The following is a 15,512-nucleotide window of genomic DNA, read 5'->3' as shown; positions in this document are numbered from 1 at the left end:
CGACGAAATGTTCCCGCGTCGTCAGTGCGAGCGCGGCGAAGCAATCCAGAAATGCATCCGCGGAAACAGTCTGGATTGCTTCGTCGCGAAGAGCTCCTCGCAATGACGGCGGTGGGGAAGACCCTTCGCGTCTCACCGCGCATGAGTTAAAGTCCGGCCGCAATGCAACCTTTCCGGGTCACGTGACGCAACGGCTTCACTTCATCGTCGCATGTCTTGTCGCGAGTGGCTCGGCATTCGCGAGCCCCTGCCAGTTCGAGTCCCAGGGCGAAGGCCGCGTTGCAGCCATTGTCGATGCGCGCAGCATGCGTCTCGACGACGGCCGCGAGATCCGCCTCAGCGGCATCGCGCCGACCGCGACCACGAAGCAGGCGCTGACTTCGCTGCTCGCCGGCCGCGACGTGATGCTGCGGAGCGCTGACGACACGCCCGATCGCTACGGCCGCCAGAGCGCACTGGTCTTCATCGGCGAAAGCGACATCTCGGTGCAGGCCATGCTGCTCGCCCGGGGCGAGGCCGTGGTCTCCGCCGAGATCGTAGACAAAGACTGCGCGGCCGCCCTGATGGCGTCCGAAGCCGCGGCGCGGCGTCAAAAAATGGGCAGCTGGGCTGACCCGTCGGCCATAAAAAACGCGGAAAGTCCGGACGATATTTTGGCGGAGATCGGGCGCTTTGCGGTAATCGAGGGCAAAGTCCTGTCAGTCCGGCAAGCTGGGGCAACGACCTACCTCAACTTCGGACGGAACTGGACACGTGGCTTTGCCGTGACTATTTCAAAGCGCACGCTAGCGGCGTTCGAAAACGCCGGCATGGCCCTTAAGTCCCTGGAAAATCGGCGTATTCGCGTTCGGGGCTGGGTTGAGGGGACGACGGGACCGCGTATCGATGTGCGTCTCTTGGGACAGGTTGAATTGCTGGGCGCAAACGAGCCTACTGGGGTAAGGCCTTAAACGGCCGGGCACGGGTTAATCGACGTGAATGGGGTGCTAGAACGGCACGGACTGGGTGATTGCCGCCGCCTGCGGGCTGCGCCGGCCGCGCTTTGCCTTGTGCTGGGCGGGCTTCTCGCCGGCTGCGGCGATATGGGCCGGTTCCAGACTGCGGCGACCCCGACGGCCGTGGCGATGCCGAAGCCAAAGCCCGCCGTCGCACAAACCCCGGCCACCGAAAAGGAGCACGAGCGTATCCTGGCGAGCTATGGCGGGACCTATGACGATCCCAAGCTCGAGGCGCTCGTCAGCAAGACCGTCGACCGGCTGGTCGCGGCCTCCGACCGGCCCGATCAGGGCTACAAGGTCACCATCCTCAATTCCGGCGCGGTGAACGCCTTCGCTCTGCCGAACGGCCAGCTCTATGTCACGCGCGGCCTGCTTGCACTCGCCAGCGACACCTCCGAATTGTCCTCCGTGCTCAGCCACGAGATGGCGCATGTGCTGTCCAAGCACGCGGCAATGCGCGAGGACCAGGCGCGCCAGGCCGCGATCGTCACCCGTGTCGTCACCGACATGAGCAACGATCCCGACCTCACCGCGCTGGCGCTGGCCAAGACCAAGCTCACCATGGCCAGCTTCTCGCGCAAGCAGGAGTTCGAGGCCGACGGCATCGGCGTCGGCATCTCCGCCAAGGCGCATTTCGACCCTTACGGCGCCGCGCGCTTCCTGTCCGCGATGGAGCGCAATGCCGAGCTGAAGGCCGGCAAGAGCTCGCTCGATCCGCGCGCGCAGGATTTCACCTCGTCGCATCCGGCAACGCCGGAACGCGTGCAGAACGCGCAGAACATTGCCCGTCAATACACGGCGCCTGAAGGCGCCGAGCGCGATCGCGAGAGCTATCTCGCCGCGATCGACAACCTCGTCTATGGCGAAGACCCCAGCGAAGGCTTTGTCCGCGGCCGGCGTTTCCTGCATCCGAAGCTCGGCTTCACCTTCCAGGCGCCGGACAATTTCACGCTCGACAACACCGCACAGGCCGTGATCGGCGTGCGCGAGGGCGGCGCGCAGGCGATGCGCTTCGACGTCGTGCGCGTGCCTGGGGAGCAGTCGCTCGGCGACTACCTCAACTCCGGCTGGATGGAAGGCGTCGAGAAGGCCTCGACCGAGGACCTCACCATCAACGGTTTTCCGGCGGCGTCCGCCACCGCCAAGGGCGACCAGTGGCAGTTCAAGGTCTATGCGCTGCGCTTCGGCAGCGACGTCTATCGCTTCATCTTCGCGGCACGGCAGAAATCGACCGAGAGCGAGCGCAACGCGCGCGAGACCGTCAACTCGTTCCGCCGCCTGACGCTGGAGGAAATCCAGGCCGCGCGCCCGCTGCGCATCAAGGTCATCACGGTGCAGCCCGGCGACACCGTGGAATCGCTCTCGCACCGCATGGCCGGCGTCGACCATCCCGCCGAGCGCTTCCGCGTGCTGAACGGCCTCGATCGCACCGCGCAGGTCAAGGTGCGCGATCGCGTCAAGATCGTGGCGGACTAACGCCTCGCTAAGCGCGCGTCGTCCCGGAGAGACGCGGCTTCCCGCGCACCATGATCAGCGCCGCCGCGATCACCTCCAGCGCGATGCAGAGATAGAACGGCAGCGTATAGCCGCCCGAGAGATCGCGCAGGAAACCGACGACGCCGGGGCCGAACGCATAGGTCACCTGGTTGATCGCGGTATTGAGGCTGATCAGCACGCCGAAGGCGGCGGAGTCGAACTCCTGCTGCACGATGAGCGAGGGCAGCGTGATGAGGTTGCCGACCGAAAAGCCGAACACGGCGCAGGCCGCGATCAGCACATAATCGTTGTGCAGGTTGATGACGGCGAGAAGCGCGGCGGCCTGGCTGAGGAACGACAGCGCGGATGCGAGACGCTGATTGAGGCGGTCGATCACCAGCGAGAACAGCACGCGACCGACCACCGCCATCGCGGTCAGCACCGCGACGGCCACGGCGGCGCGCTCGCGCCCGATCACGGGATCGAGGAACGAGATCAGATGCACGATGAAGCCGACCTGGGCGAACAGCACCAGGGCAAAGGCGATCGTTACCGTGAGGAAGCCGACGTCGCGCAGCGCCCAGGCGCGGATCTCCGTCGATGATTGCGGTCTTGCCTTCGCCGTCGCGTGCCAGCCGTGGCGATCGGGCGGGCGGCCGACGAGAAGGAGGATGACCGGCACGAGCAGCACCAGCATGGCGCCGGCGGCGGCGTACATCGCACCGGCAAAGCCGACATGGCCGATCAAGGCCACCAGCAGCGGCACGCCGGCGATGCCGCCGAAGCTCGCGCCGTTGAGTGCGAGACTGATCGCCATGCCGCGCCTCTCGTCGAACCACAGGCTGATCGTGTTGGTGATCATGGCGAGACTGGTGCCGGCCCAGCCGAAGGCGAGCACGGCATCGGCGAGATAGAGCTGCCAGGGCTCGCGCACCGCGCCGATCGCGACTGCGGCCGCCGCCATCGCCAGCGTGCCGGCCAGGAGGCTGAGGCGCGGACCGTATTTCCGCACGGCCTCGCCGACGAAGACGACGAGCAGCGCGCCGAACAGGTAGAAGAACGTGGTGCCGGAGGAGATCAGCGAGGCCGGCCAGCCCCGCGCCCGCTGCAGCTCGGCGACATAGACGCTCTGGCCGTAGAAGCCGAGCCCCCAGCCGAAGGTCGCGAGCAGGAAGCAGACCGCGACGATGCGCCAGCCTTCGTAACGGAGCGAGGATTCGTCGATTGGCGGAATGTGGCGGGGATTGTCGAGCATTTGCGCTGGTCCTTCGTTCCCCCCGCGAGCGCTTGGGCTGAACGCTCGCCTGTTGATGACGAGCATCATGTAACAACGCGGCTCTCGAAAATCACTTCGACCTGGATCGAAGTGTCAACGCTGCTGACAGCCTCTTGCCAAACTAGACCGCGTCGGGGAACTCGCCCATGGCTGCCTCCAGCCGCGCCTGGCGGCGCCTCGCCCAGGAGACCATCGAGAGCACGGCAAGACCCAGCAGCACCGGCGGGAACACCACGAGGTTCACCGCGGACCAGCCGAAATTGGCGAGCAGCTGGCCCGACGAGAACGAGCCGATCGCCATCATGCCGAACACCAGGAAATCGTTGAAGGCCTGCACCTTGTTGCGCTCCTGCGGGCGATGCGTCTCCAGCACCAGCGCGGAGGCGCCGATGAAGGCGAAATTCCAGCCCACGCCGAGCACGATCAGCGTGGCCCAGAAGTGCATCGCGGTGAGCCCGGAGAGACCGATGGTGGCGGCGCCTGCTTCCAGCAGCAGGCCGGCAGCCACGATCTTCGGCGCCCCGAAGCGCGCGATCAGCGCACCCGTGAAGAAGCTCGGCCCATACATCGCGACGATGTGCCATTGAATGCCGAAATTGGAATCGGAGACGCTGAGGCCGCACATCTTCATGGCGAGCGGCGCAGAGGTCATCACCAGGTTCATCATGGGATAGGCGATGACGCCGCACAAAGCGGCCGCGACGAAGCGCGGCTGGGTCACGATGGTGAGCAGTGGCCGGCCGCCGTGCAGATCGGCCGGGGCGGGCCTGGGCATGTCGACGCCGGCGACGATGCCCATGGCAACCAGCGCGACGGCCGTCTGCACCAGGAAGCTGAAGGCGAACAGATAAGGCTGCCAGACATCCATGGTCCACTGCACGAGCTGCGGACCAAGCACGCCCGCGAACACGCCGCCCGCCATCACCCAGGACACGGCCTTGGGCCGGTAGGCCGCACTGGCGCCGTCGGCAGCCGCAAAGCGATAGGATTGCGCCACCGCGCCGTAGAGGCCGCCGAGAAAGGTCGCCAGACAAAACAGCGCGAACGAGCCGTGCAGGATCGCGAACGAGCCGAGCAGGCCGGTGAGCGCGCCGAGGCCGGTGCCGATGACGAAGGCGGCACGGCGGCCGAAGCGGCGCGAGATCGCGCCGGTCGGCAGCGTGCCGGCAGCGAGCCCGACCACATACATCGAGATCGGCACGGTCGCGAACGACATGTCCGGCGCGAGCGTGGCACCGACGATCGCGCCGGTGGCGAAGATCACCGCCGAGTTGGCGCCGGTCAGCGCCTGCGCGGCGGCAAGGCGCACCACGTTGGCGCGCACGCGGGCTTCGTCGGCGATCTCATTGGCTGCAGTCACGTCCAGCATCGGCACTTCCGCCCCAAGGGCATTTGAGGCTTTCGAGGGCCTTGTTGATTCCCGGCACTATGGAGGGGCGCGGAAGGACGGGCAACCGACGCAAACGGGCGCGGGCCATGCCTCTGACGCAATCAATGGGATGATAGCGGAGTGCGCCCTTGACGGCTTGCGCTCGATCAAATCCTATCCGCCGCGAACTTTACGGAGTTTCGTTCATGTCCGTCGACGACAGGCCCACGCTTCAAGCTCCCGACGACGATCCCTGGCTGTGGCTGGAGGAGATCGAGGGCAAGCAGGCGCTCGATTTCGTCGAGCGACAGAATAGCCTGACGCTGCAGGCCTTCGGCGGAGCGGCGTTCGAACGCGACCGCGATATTCTCGCTGGCATCTACGATCGTCCCGACAACATTCCCTATGTCAGCCGCCGCGGCACTGACCTGCACAATCTTTGGAAGGACGCCGGCAATCCGCGCGGCCTGTGGCGGCGAACGACGCTGGCGGAATTTCGCAAAGCCGCACCGGTGTGGGAGACCATGCTGGATATCGACCAGCTCGCGGCAAAGGAAGGCGAAGACTGGCTCCTCGGCGGGATCGCCACGATGCCGGAAAGCTCGCGTGCCATTCTGAGCCTATCGCGCGGCGGCAGCGACGCCGTCACCCTGCGCGAGTTCGACCTCGGCGCCAAGAGCTTCGTTGCGGACGGCTTTACGCTGCCGGAGGCCAAGGGCGGCGTCGACTGGCTCGATGCCGACACGCTGCTGCTGTCGAGCGCTCATGGCGAGGACATGGCGACGAGCTCGGGATATGCGCGAACGGTTCGCCTGTGGCGGCGCGGCCAGCCTGTCGACCAGGCCGAGCCGATCGCGGAGACCACGGAAGATCACATGGTGATCTACGGCGGCGTCGATGACACGGGACCTGCGCCGCGCACCTGGATCATCGACCAGATCGACTTCTTCAATCACGCCATCTGGCTGCGCGATAGCGCCGGCACGATGACGAAGCTTGACCTGCCGACCGGCGTCTGGATGCAGGCGCATGGCGACTGGTTCGCGATCAAGCTGCGCAAGGACTGGACGGCCGGAGGCCGCGTCTATGCCACCGACACCGTGCTCGGCATCTCGCTCTCCGCCTTCCTCGCCGGCAGCCGCGATTTTGCCGTCCTGTTCGAGCCTGCACCGCGGCGCGCCTTGCAAGGCCTTTTCTGGGTCGCAGGAAAGCTGGTGCTGTCGATTCTCGACGAGCTCAAACCGCAATTCGAGATCTGGACGCCATCCGCTACGGGCTGGAGCCGCGAGACGCTTCCCGGCCTGCCGCAGATCGGCGTCGTCGACGTCTGGGCGCTCGATCGCCATCCGTCCGAAAGCAATGGCGATCTGCTCGCCAACGTGCAGGATCCGCTCACGCCGCCGTCGATGCTGCTGCTCGAGCGCGGCGTCGCAAGCCCGACCGTGCTGAAGCAGGCGCCGAAGACGTTCATCGCCGACGGCCTCGTGGTGACGCAGCACGAGGCGATCTCTGTTGACGGCGAGCGCATTCCCTATGTGCAGACCGGGCCCGCGACCGAGACCGGCGATGCGCCGGTCTATATGAGCGCCTATGGCGGCTTCGCCGTCTCCGTGAAGCCGTATTACAATTCCTCGCTCGGCAAGCTGTGGCTGGAGCGCGGGGGCACCACGGTGCAGGCGAATTTGCGCGGCGGCGGCGAGTTCGGCACGCGCTGGCACGATGCCGGACGGCTCGCCGGCAAGAAGCTGTCGCATGACGATTTCGCCGCCGTCGCCGCCGATCTCGTCCGCCGCGGTGTGACGAGCGCAAAGCGTATCGCCGCGCAGGGCGGCTCGAACGGCGGCATCCTCATCACCAACATGCTGGTGCGCTACCCCGAGCGTTTCGGCGCGCTGTTCTGCACCATCCCGCTGATCGACATGCGCCGCTACACAAAGCTGCTCGCGGGCGCGAGCTGGATCGCGGAATATGGCGATCCCGACAAGCCCGACGAATGGGAATGGCTGAAGACCTACTCGGCCTATCACAACGTGAAGGCCGGCCAGGCATATCCGCCGATCCTGATCGCGACGACGCGGCGCGACGACCGCGTCCATCCCGGCCACGCGCGCAAGATGGCGGCCAAGCTGCAGGCCATGGGCTATGAGGCCTGGTTCTACGAGCCGGCCGCAGGCGGCCACGGCTACGGCAAGGACAACAAGGAGCGCGCGGGTTTCGAGGTGCTGGGCTATCGGTTCTTGAAGGAGAAGATCGGGTGGCGGGATGACGAAGACTGAGACGTCTTGACAAGGTGCTGGCCACGGACAGTTCTTGCCTCTCCCGCTTGCGGGAGAGGCCGACGCGCTCGAAGAGCGCGGCGGGTGAGGGCTTTCTCCCCTAGGGGAGTATCCCGTTGCGGAAGCACCCTCTCCCCGACCCTCTCCCGCAAGCGGGAGAGGGAGCGCACCTCCGGCGTAGCTACCGCGCAAACACCAACGTCAGATTGTTCGCGGGCATCTCGATCGTATCGACGAGACCGAGGCCTGCCGCCTTCGCCAGCTTCTCGACGTCGACGACGTCGCGCACGCCCCATTCGGGATTGCCCTCGCGCAAGGAGGTGTCGAACACCGCGTTGCTGAGCGCGGTGTGCTTGCCGTCGCGCTTGAACGGGCCATAGAGGAACAGCTTGCCGTCGCGGCGCAGATAACGGCCGGCGCCGGCGAACAGGCCTTCGGCCACGGCCCAAGGCGCGATGTGAATGACATTGGCGCAGAACACGGCCGCGAGGCTGGTCGGCCCCTGCCCGCTTTTCATTTCCGGGCACCAATCTGCATCGGTGAGGTCGATGCGCAGGGGTGGGCGGATGTTCGGCAGGCCCGCATGCATGCGCCAGGCCTCGATGCTCTTGAGGTGGCGCTGGTTGAGATCGCTCGGCCACCAGACCAGGCCGGGCGTGTGGCGGGCGAAATGCACCACGTGCTGCCCGGTTCCACTGCCGAGTTCCACGACGTTGCCGGTCGCATCCGCGAGGTGCTTTTCCAGGGCGGCCCAGATCGGTTCGTGATTGCGATGAAAGGCCGGCGCATCGAGCCGGCCATCCGGCTCGACCCGTCCGCCATCCCTGCCAAATTCGACGACATATTCAGCCAAGTGACGTCCCCAAAAATGCGTACCAAAAAAGAAGGCCAGAAGGCCAAAGGTCCGAGAATAATTTGCTAGTCCGCGCCCATCCGCATGAACGAACTATCTTGTCGGTTGCAATGCGGAGGATATTAACCCCATTTTGCCGCATGCATAGTCTTGATTGTCAGGCGATGTCCTTTGTGCTTTTGAACAATTCCGTAAATGAGATCATCGAGATAACGCTCCGGGACGATGCCTTGACCGCCTTTCCTCGCAAGCCCGCTTTGCTTGTTGCCCTAGCCCTCCTCGCCGGCATGGCCATGGCCCCGGCGGGGGCGCAATCCGCCGTGACGGTGGGCCAGAAGCTCGCCTTCGACCGCGGCAAGGGCAATTGCCTGACTTGCCATGTCATCAAAGGCGGCGACCTGCCGGGGACGATCGGACCGGAATTGAAGGACATCAAGTCAAAATACCCTGATCGCAACGAGCTCACCGCGATCATCTTCGACGAGACCAAGCGCAATCCGCAAACCATGATGCCGCCGTTCGGCCGGAACCGGATTTTGACCGAACAGGAGATCGACGCGATCGTTGATTTCCTGCAGACCCTGTAACCGCCGGCGGCCCCAGGAGACTTGAGATGACCACGACCACGAGGCCTCACCCGACGCGGCGCCTGATCCTTCAGGGCGCAGCCTCCGTGGCGCTGCTCGGCCTCGGCAATCTGCCGTTCGCGCCCGCGCGCGCCGCGGCGAACGACAAATATCCGGAAGAGGCCTTCAGGCAGAAGATCGAAGCCGACGCGATCAAGGCGCTCTACGGCAAGACCGCCGAACCGTCGGACAAGGTCAAGCTGGATGCGCCGGAGATCGCCGAGAACGGCGGCGTCGTGCCGATCTCGGTGACGACGACGCTGGAGAAGGTCACCTCGATCTCGTTCTTCGTGGCGGAGAACCCGAGCGCGCTGGCCGCCAGCTACAGGATTCCCGACGGCACCATCCCTGCCGTCGCCAACCGGCTGAAGATGGCCAGGACCACCAAACTGACCGCGATCGTGGAGGCCGACGGCAAGCTCTACAGCGCGACCAAGGAGGTCAAGGTCACCGTCGGCGGTTGCGGCGGCTAAGCGAGGCAGTTCGACATGGCATCCAGCATTCGCGTGCGCGCAACATCGAGCGGCGACATCACCGAGGTGCAGGCGCTGATCCAGCACCCCATGGACACCGGCCTCGTCAAGGATTCCAAGGGCGAGTTGATCCCGGCGCATTTCATTCAGCAGCTGAAGTTCGAATGTAACGGCAAGGACGTGTTCGTCGCCGATTGGGGCACCGCCGTTTCCAAGGACCCCTATGTCAAGTTCAGCTTCAAGGGCGCCAAGAAGGGCGACGAGCTCAAGATCTCATGGACCGACAACAAGGGCGGCTCGGACACGACCACCGCGAAGATCGCGTGATGAAGGCCCGCATCCACCTCCTGCTGGGCTCGCTCGGCGCCGCGCTCGTCGCGCTCGCCCTCGCTTCGCCCCGCGTGATCGCTGCCGACAAGGTGGATCCCGTTGCTGATGCCAAGGCGTTCCAGAACTTCTTCTTCCAGAAGTTTCCGAACGTGAAGCACGAGGATTTCGTCAACGGCCCGTATTCCATGAACGAGGACATGAAGCGGCAGTGGCAGGAGAAAGAGGAATTCCCGCCTTACGAGTTTGCGCTCGATGCCGGCAAGGAGATGTTCTCGACCCCGTTCAAGAACGGCAAGACCTATGCCGACTGCTTCCCGAACGGCGGCATCGCCATCCGCCAGAACTATCCGTACTTCGACAGCAAGGAAGGCAAGGTCATCACGCTGGAGCTCGCGCTCAACCGCTGCCGCGAGGCCAATGGCGAGGCGCCCTATTCCTACGTCAAGGACGAGATGGCCTCGCTCACCGCCTACATGGCCTACACCTCCCGCGGCAAGCTGATGGACATCAAGATTCCCGATGACCCTCGCGCGCTCGCGGCGTACGAGAACGGCAAGCGCTATTTCTACACCCGCCGCGGCCAGATGAACTTCTCCTGCGCGAGCTGCCATGTGCAGAGCCCGGGCGAGCGCATCCGCGCCGAGACCCTGGCCCCGGCGCTCGGCATCGTCAACGCGATGCCGATCTACCGCTCGGAATGGAGCGGCATGGGCACGACCAGCCGCCGCTTCGTCACCTGCAACAGCCAGACCCGCGCGGTTCCGCTGGAGCCGCAGTCGGATGAATATCGCGACGTCGAATATTTCCTGTCCTACGTCGCCAACGGCCTGCCGATCTCGGGGCCAGGAGCACGGCCATGAAGCGGTCACTTGCGCTCGCCATGCTGCTCGCCTTAAGCCTTGCGCCATCCGTGCGCGCGGCGAATGAGGCGGACTACAAGGCGGCCTATGCCGCCGCCGAAGCCGCCTCCAAGGAGGCGGCCGGCATGCGCAACCAGTGGACGGTGACCGTATCTGCGCTGGCGGCTGCGAAGAAGGCTGCCGACGGCGGCGATTTCGACCGTGCGGTGGCCGCGGCCAGGGAGGCCGAAGCGCTGGCGAAGGCGTCGATCTTCCAGGCTAGTTCCGAAAAAGAAGCCTGGAAGGCGGTGGAAATCCGCTAGACTGCCCCCGCGGTGAACGCAGTCCACACGAGAGGCGCGGAGAATTCTTGAATGGCGATCCGCCGCCGCGATTTCCTGAAAGGTGCAGGCCTTGCCGCGGCAACGATCGCCCTGCCGCGGCTGGCCCGCGGCGCTGAGGCTGCCAGCATCTACGACCTCGAACGGTTCGGCACTGCGCGGATCCTGCACATCACCGACACGCATGCGCAGCTCAATCCGGTCTATTTCCGCGAGCCCAGTGTCAATATCGGCATCGGCGAGATGGCGGGACGGCCGCCGCATCTGGTCGGCCGCGCCTTTCTCGAACGCTTCGGCATCCGGCCCGACAGCGCCGATGCCTATGCCTTCACCTGCTTCGAGTTCGAGAAGTCAGCAGGCCGCTTCGGCAAGCTCGGGGGCTTTGCCCATCTGAAGACGCTGGTCGATCGCTTGCGCGCCGATGTCGGCGAGCGGCGTTCGCTGCTCGTCGACGGCGGCGATCTCTGGCAGGGCACGGGGCTGGCCAACCTGATGCAGGGCCGCGACATGGTCGAGGTCGCCAATCTGCTCGGCATCGAGGCGATGACGGGGCATTGGGAATTCACCTATGGCGAGCAGGCGCTGCGCGACAATCTCGAGCGCTTCAAGGGCGAGTTCCTGGCGCAGAACGTGTTCCTGACCGAGGAGGCCGCGTTCAACGACGCTCCCGCCTTCGACAAGGCCACCGGACGCGTGTTCAAGCCTTCTGTCATCAAGGAGCTCGGCGGACATCGCGTCGCGATCATCGGCCAGGCCTTCCCCTACACTCCGATCGCGCATCCCAAGAGGTTCACGCCGGACTGGAGCTTCGGCATCCGCGAGGAGGAGCTGCAGAAGCATGTCGATGCCTTGCGCGGCACCGACAAGGTCGATGCCGTCGTGCTGCTGTCGCACAACGGCATGGACGTGGACCTCAAGCTCGCGAGCCGGGTCACCGGCATCGACGTCATTCTCGGCGGCCACACCCATGATGCCGTACCGCAGCCTATGCCAGTGAAGAACGCAGGTGGCACGACGCTCGTCACCAATGCCGGCTCCAACGGGAAATTTCTGGGTGTGCTCGATCTCGCGCTCGACAGCGGCAAGGTCAGCGATGTCAGGTATCATCTGCTGCCGGTCTATTCGGAGCTGCTGAAGCCCGATCCGGCGATGGCCGAGCTGATCGGCCGGGTCCGTGCACCGCATGTGGCCGACTGGTCGGAGAAGATCGCGACACCCGACCGTCTGCTATATCGCCGCGGCAATTTCTCCGGGCCCATGGACGAATTGATCTGCACCGCGCTGCGCACCGAGCTCGATGCCGAGATCGCGCTGTCGCCGGGCTTCCGCTGGGGCGTCACCGCACTGTCAGGCCAGGCGATGACCATGGAGGATCTGCTGGCGGAAACCGCGATCACCTATCCCGAAACCTATGTGCAGGAGATGACGGGGGCCCAGCTCAAGGACCTGCTCGAGGACGTCTGCGACAACCTCTTCAATGCCGATCCCTACTACCAGCAGGGCGGCGACATGGTGCGCGCCGGCGGGCTCAGCTACACCTGCACGCCGGACGCTGCGATCGGCAGCCGCATCTCGGAGCTGAAGCTCGGTAGCGGCAAGGCGCTCAGCGCCAGCCACCGCTACAAGGTCGCGGGCTGGGCCTCGGTCAACGGCCAGCAGGGCGCGCCGGTATGGGACGTCGTCGGCAAATATCTGCGCTCGGGCCGGATGCTTCAGGAGCGACTGGGCTCCGGCGTGACGCTGAAGGGGGTCGAGGGCAATCCAGGCATTGCCGGATTGGGATGATGCCGTCGCCGCTCTCGCACCCGCAATAAGAATCTTCTAGATTTCGCTGTTCACGCAGTGAATTGCTTCTCTTTTGGACCCATACCGTAGTAGAATCTTGGAAGTCAGTTCCAAGCCGGGTCCTGCCATGATCTTCCGCCAGCTCTTCGACAGCGTTTCGGGCACCTACAGCTACGTCCTCGCCAGCCGCCCCGGCGGCGAGGCGCTGATTCTCGACCCTGTGCTGGAGAAGGTCGACCGCTACTGCCAATTGCTGCGCGAGCTCGACCTCAAGCTGGTCAAGGCGGTCGACACGCATCTGCATGCCGACCACGTCACCGGCCTCGGCGAGCTGCGCGACCGCACCCATTGCATGACCGTGATGGGCGACCAGACCAAGGCCGACGTCGTCGCCATGCGGGTGGCGGACGGCGACAAGGTGACGATCGAGGGCCTGTCGCTCGACGTGATGTACACGCCGGGCCACACCGACGATTCCTATTCCTATTTGATGGGCGACCGCGTCTTCACCGGCGACACGCTGCTGATCCGCGGCACCGGCCGCACCGATTTCCAGAACGGCTCGGCGCGCGCGCAATACGATTCGATCTTCAACCGTCTCTTGAAGCTGCCGGACGAAACGATGGTGTTTCCGGCCCACGACTACAAGGGCGATACCGTCTCCACCATCGGCGAGGAAAAGCGCTACAATCCGCGGCTCCAGGTGCGCTCGGTCGACGAATATGTCGAGCTGATGGCCAACCTGAAGCTGCCCAATCCGAAGATGATGGACGTGGCGATCCCCGCCAACATGCATGTCGGCCTGCATCAGGAGGAGCTGGAGAAGGAAGGCCGCGCGCTCAGCGCGATCGAGGCGATCCGCAGCCTCGGCCGGCCCGACATCCTGCTCGTGGACTTGCGCGAGACCAATGAGCGGATGAAGCACGGCATGCTCGAAGGCGCGCTGCACACGCCCTATCCCTCTGTGGAGGAAAGCCTCAAGCCCGGCGGCATGCTGCGCGAGGTCGCGGCCGCAACGGGGCGCCGCGTCGTGTTCTTCTGCGCCTTCGGCGAACGCTCGGCGATGGCCGTTGGGGCTGCAAAGGAAGCGGGGCTTCTCAACAGCGCACATATCGCCGGCGGCCTCGATGCCTGGAAGAAGGCAGGCGGGCCGGTGGTGCACTGACGACCTCGTCGCCCCTTGAGATAAATCAGGCGCCGCACATATTTGGCGGTACATTCGGATGCAGCATCACCATCCGGGACCCGCCATGACCAAGACCGCAAAGCCGAGCGAACCACCCAAGATCGCCGAGAACAAGGCCGCGGATAAGAAGGCGAAGAAGCCCTCCTCCCGCCGTGCGAACGATGACGACGATTACGAAGACGGCGACATCGCGACGCCGAAACGCGACCGCTATGGCCCTGACGACGAGCCGTTCTGAGTGGGAACGCCGATTCTGATCGCGCGCTAGCGGGATGGCGCCCCGCCCGCACTACCTGCCATGCGCGTGCGTTCATGGACAAATAACCGCCCTCCCCGATAGTTTGCCGGTCCATCGGGAGTGAAACGGAACTGCAATGGTCGACGTTCTCGCCGCACCGCAGCAAGGCAAGGCGGACAGTGCGCTGCGCACGCTCACCGGCATCTCGATCGCGCATTGGGTCAGCCATTTCCATCTGCTGGTCCTGCCGATGCTGTTCCCGTTCCTGAAGGAGAAGCTCGGCGTCGGCTATGTCGAGCTCGGCTTCTCGCTGACCACGCTCGCCGTCGTCTCCGGCCTGACGCAGGCGCCGACCGGCTATCTCGTCGACCATTTTGGCGCGCGCAAGATCCTGCTTGTAGGGCTGACGCTCGGCGGCTGCGCACTGATCCTGCTCGGCCTGAACCTCAGCTACGCTGCGCTGATCGCCTGTGCCGTGCTGCTCGGGCTCGCCAACAGCGTCTATCATCCTGCCGACTACGCGATCCTGGCCGAGCACATGGACGAGGCGCGGATGGGCCGGGCCTTTTCGGTCCACACCTTTGCCGGCTATCTCGGCGGCGCGGTGACGCCAGCGATCGTGGCGGCACTGGTCACGGTGTGGGGCGGCGTCGGCGCGCTGATCGCCTCCGGCGCGATCGCCATTCTGGTGGCGGTGTTGCTGGTGGCCATGGGCATCCCCGAGGCCGGCGCGCACAAGAAGAAGCCGGGCAGCGAGAGCGCGCCGAAGCAGGCCGTCATCACCCCGGCGCTGATCACGCTGACCGCGCTGTTCATGCTGCTCAGCCTGTCGGTCGCCGGCATCAACAATTTCGGCGTGGTGGCGCTGATGAGCGGCTACGGCACGTCCTATTCGATCGCCAATATCGCGCTGACTGCGTTCCTCGCAGCCAGCGCCGCGGGCGTGCTCGCCGGCGGCTTCCTCGCCGACCGCACCGCGCGTCACGGCTATGTCGCCGCGGCCTGCTTCGCCGCGAATGCGGTCATCGTGCTGCTGATCGCGCTGGTGACGCTGCCGGGCTGGGCCCTGACGGCGACGATGGCGACCGCAGGCTTCCTCTCCGGCGTGATCGCGCCGTCGCGGGACATGCTGGTGCGCAATGCCGCGCCTGCGGGTGCCGCGGGGCGCGCCTTCGGCATCGTCTCCACCGGCTTCAACCTCGGTGGCATCGTCTCACCGCTGCTGTTCGGCTGGATCATGGACCAGAGCGCGCCGCATTGGGTGTTCGGGGCGTCCGTGATCTTCATGCTGGCGACAGTGGTGCTGTCGCCGTTCACCGAGCGGCGGGCGGCGAAGGCGTAGCCAAGGTTCATCTGTCGTCGCCGCGAAGGCCCGGATCGGCGCGCGCTGAAAGCGCGCTTGTCCGGGACGACGAAAGCAAGCAACAAAAAACGGGAAGAAACACC

The 15,512-nt window shown here is 65.3% G+C and carries 15 protein-coding genes; 12 read left to right on the top strand and 3 right to left on the bottom strand.

Going from position 1 to position 15,512, the window contains the following annotated elements:
• The first annotated feature begins 182 nt into the window (after positions 1 to 182).
• Positions 183 to 950, top strand: coding sequence for a thermonuclease family protein (locus AB7M16_RS21485; RefSeq protein WP_453945149.1), 768 nt, complete (start codon positions 183 to 185; stop codon positions 948 to 950).
• A 33-nt stretch (positions 951 to 983) separates the two neighbouring features.
• Positions 984 to 2,474: a M48 family metalloprotease gene (locus tag AB7M16_RS21480; RefSeq protein ID WP_172786576.1), complete on the top strand. Its 1,491-nt coding sequence runs from the start codon at positions 984 to 986 to the stop codon at positions 2,472 to 2,474.
• Positions 2,475 to 2,481: 7 nt separating this feature from the next.
• Here the strand turns inward: AB7M16_RS21480 and AB7M16_RS21475 are convergent, their stop codons facing one another.
• Positions 2,482 to 3,729 carry an MFS transporter gene (locus AB7M16_RS21475; RefSeq protein WP_453945148.1) on the bottom strand — a complete coding sequence of 416 codons (1,248 nt, stop codon included), beginning with the start codon at positions 3,727 to 3,729 and terminating at the stop codon, positions 2,482 to 2,484.
• 142 nt (positions 3,730 to 3,871) lie between these two features.
• Positions 3,872 to 5,119, bottom strand: a complete 1,248-nt coding sequence (locus AB7M16_RS21470) for an MFS transporter (RefSeq protein ID WP_453945147.1) — start codon at positions 5,117 to 5,119, stop codon at positions 3,872 to 3,874.
• A 206-nt stretch (positions 5,120 to 5,325) separates the two neighbouring features.
• Here AB7M16_RS21470 and AB7M16_RS21465 point away from each other — a divergent pair, with 206 nt between their 5' ends.
• On the top strand, positions 5,326 to 7,395 hold the full coding sequence (locus tag AB7M16_RS21465; protein ID WP_453945146.1) for a prolyl oligopeptidase family serine peptidase: 2,070 nt from the start codon (positions 5,326 to 5,328) through the stop codon (positions 7,393 to 7,395).
• 181 nt (positions 7,396 to 7,576) lie between these two features.
• Here the strand turns inward: AB7M16_RS21465 and AB7M16_RS21460 are convergent, their stop codons facing one another.
• Positions 7,577 to 8,248, bottom strand: a complete 672-nt coding sequence (locus tag AB7M16_RS21460) for a DUF938 domain-containing protein (protein WP_172786572.1) — start codon at positions 8,246 to 8,248, stop codon at positions 7,577 to 7,579.
• A gap of 230 nt (positions 8,249 to 8,478) precedes the next feature.
• On the opposite strand from AB7M16_RS21460, the gene soxX reads away from it, so the two are divergent.
• The 9 genes from soxX to AB7M16_RS21415 all read left to right on the top strand — a co-directional run bounded on the left by soxX (position 8,479) and on the right by AB7M16_RS21415 (position 15,408).
• Positions 8,479 to 8,835: a sulfur oxidation c-type cytochrome SoxX gene (gene soxX / locus AB7M16_RS21455; protein WP_172786752.1), complete on the top strand. Its 357-nt coding sequence runs from the start codon at positions 8,479 to 8,481 to the stop codon at positions 8,833 to 8,835.
• A gap of 26 nt (positions 8,836 to 8,861) precedes the next feature.
• Complete coding sequence (gene soxY, locus AB7M16_RS21450; RefSeq protein ID WP_453945145.1) at positions 8,862 to 9,347, top strand: thiosulfate oxidation carrier protein SoxY; 486 nt, start codon at positions 8,862 to 8,864, stop codon at positions 9,345 to 9,347.
• 15 nt (positions 9,348 to 9,362) lie between these two features.
• A complete protein-coding gene (gene soxZ, locus AB7M16_RS21445; protein WP_172786570.1) occupies positions 9,363 to 9,674 on the top strand; it encodes a thiosulfate oxidation carrier complex protein SoxZ in 312 nt (103 codons plus the stop codon).
• Positions 9,674 to 10,537, top strand: a complete 864-nt coding sequence (gene soxA / locus AB7M16_RS21440) for a sulfur oxidation c-type cytochrome SoxA (protein WP_453945144.1) — start codon at positions 9,674 to 9,676, stop codon at positions 10,535 to 10,537. The genes soxZ and soxA overlap by 1 nt, the downstream gene beginning before the upstream one ends.
• Entirely contained in the window at positions 10,534 to 10,839 is a 306-nt protein-coding gene (locus AB7M16_RS21435) for a hypothetical protein (RefSeq protein WP_453945143.1), read from the top strand. Before soxA ends, AB7M16_RS21435 begins: the two co-directional genes overlap by 4 nt.
• 51 nt (positions 10,840 to 10,890) lie before the next feature.
• Positions 10,891 to 12,642, top strand: a complete 1,752-nt coding sequence (gene soxB, locus AB7M16_RS21430) for a thiosulfohydrolase SoxB (protein WP_453945142.1) — start codon at positions 10,891 to 10,893, stop codon at positions 12,640 to 12,642.
• Positions 12,643 to 12,769: 127 nt separating this feature from the next.
• A complete protein-coding gene (locus AB7M16_RS21425; RefSeq protein WP_453945141.1) occupies positions 12,770 to 13,807 on the top strand; it encodes an MBL fold metallo-hydrolase in 1,038 nt (345 codons plus the stop codon).
• Positions 13,808 to 13,892: 85 nt separating this feature from the next.
• On the top strand, positions 13,893 to 14,066 hold the full coding sequence (locus AB7M16_RS21420) for a hypothetical protein (RefSeq protein WP_260381743.1): 174 nt from the start codon (positions 13,893 to 13,895) through the stop codon (positions 14,064 to 14,066).
• 136 nt (positions 14,067 to 14,202) lie between these two features.
• A complete protein-coding gene (locus tag AB7M16_RS21415; protein ID WP_453945140.1) occupies positions 14,203 to 15,408 on the top strand; it encodes an MFS transporter in 1,206 nt (401 codons plus the stop codon).
• Positions 15,409 to 15,512: the final 104 nt, after the last annotated feature.

It is taken from the genome of Bradyrhizobium sp. USDA 372 (assembly GCF_053629095.1).
Note: the sequence above shows the minus strand (reverse complement) of the source record. Positions and strands in the feature narration are given on the sequence as shown.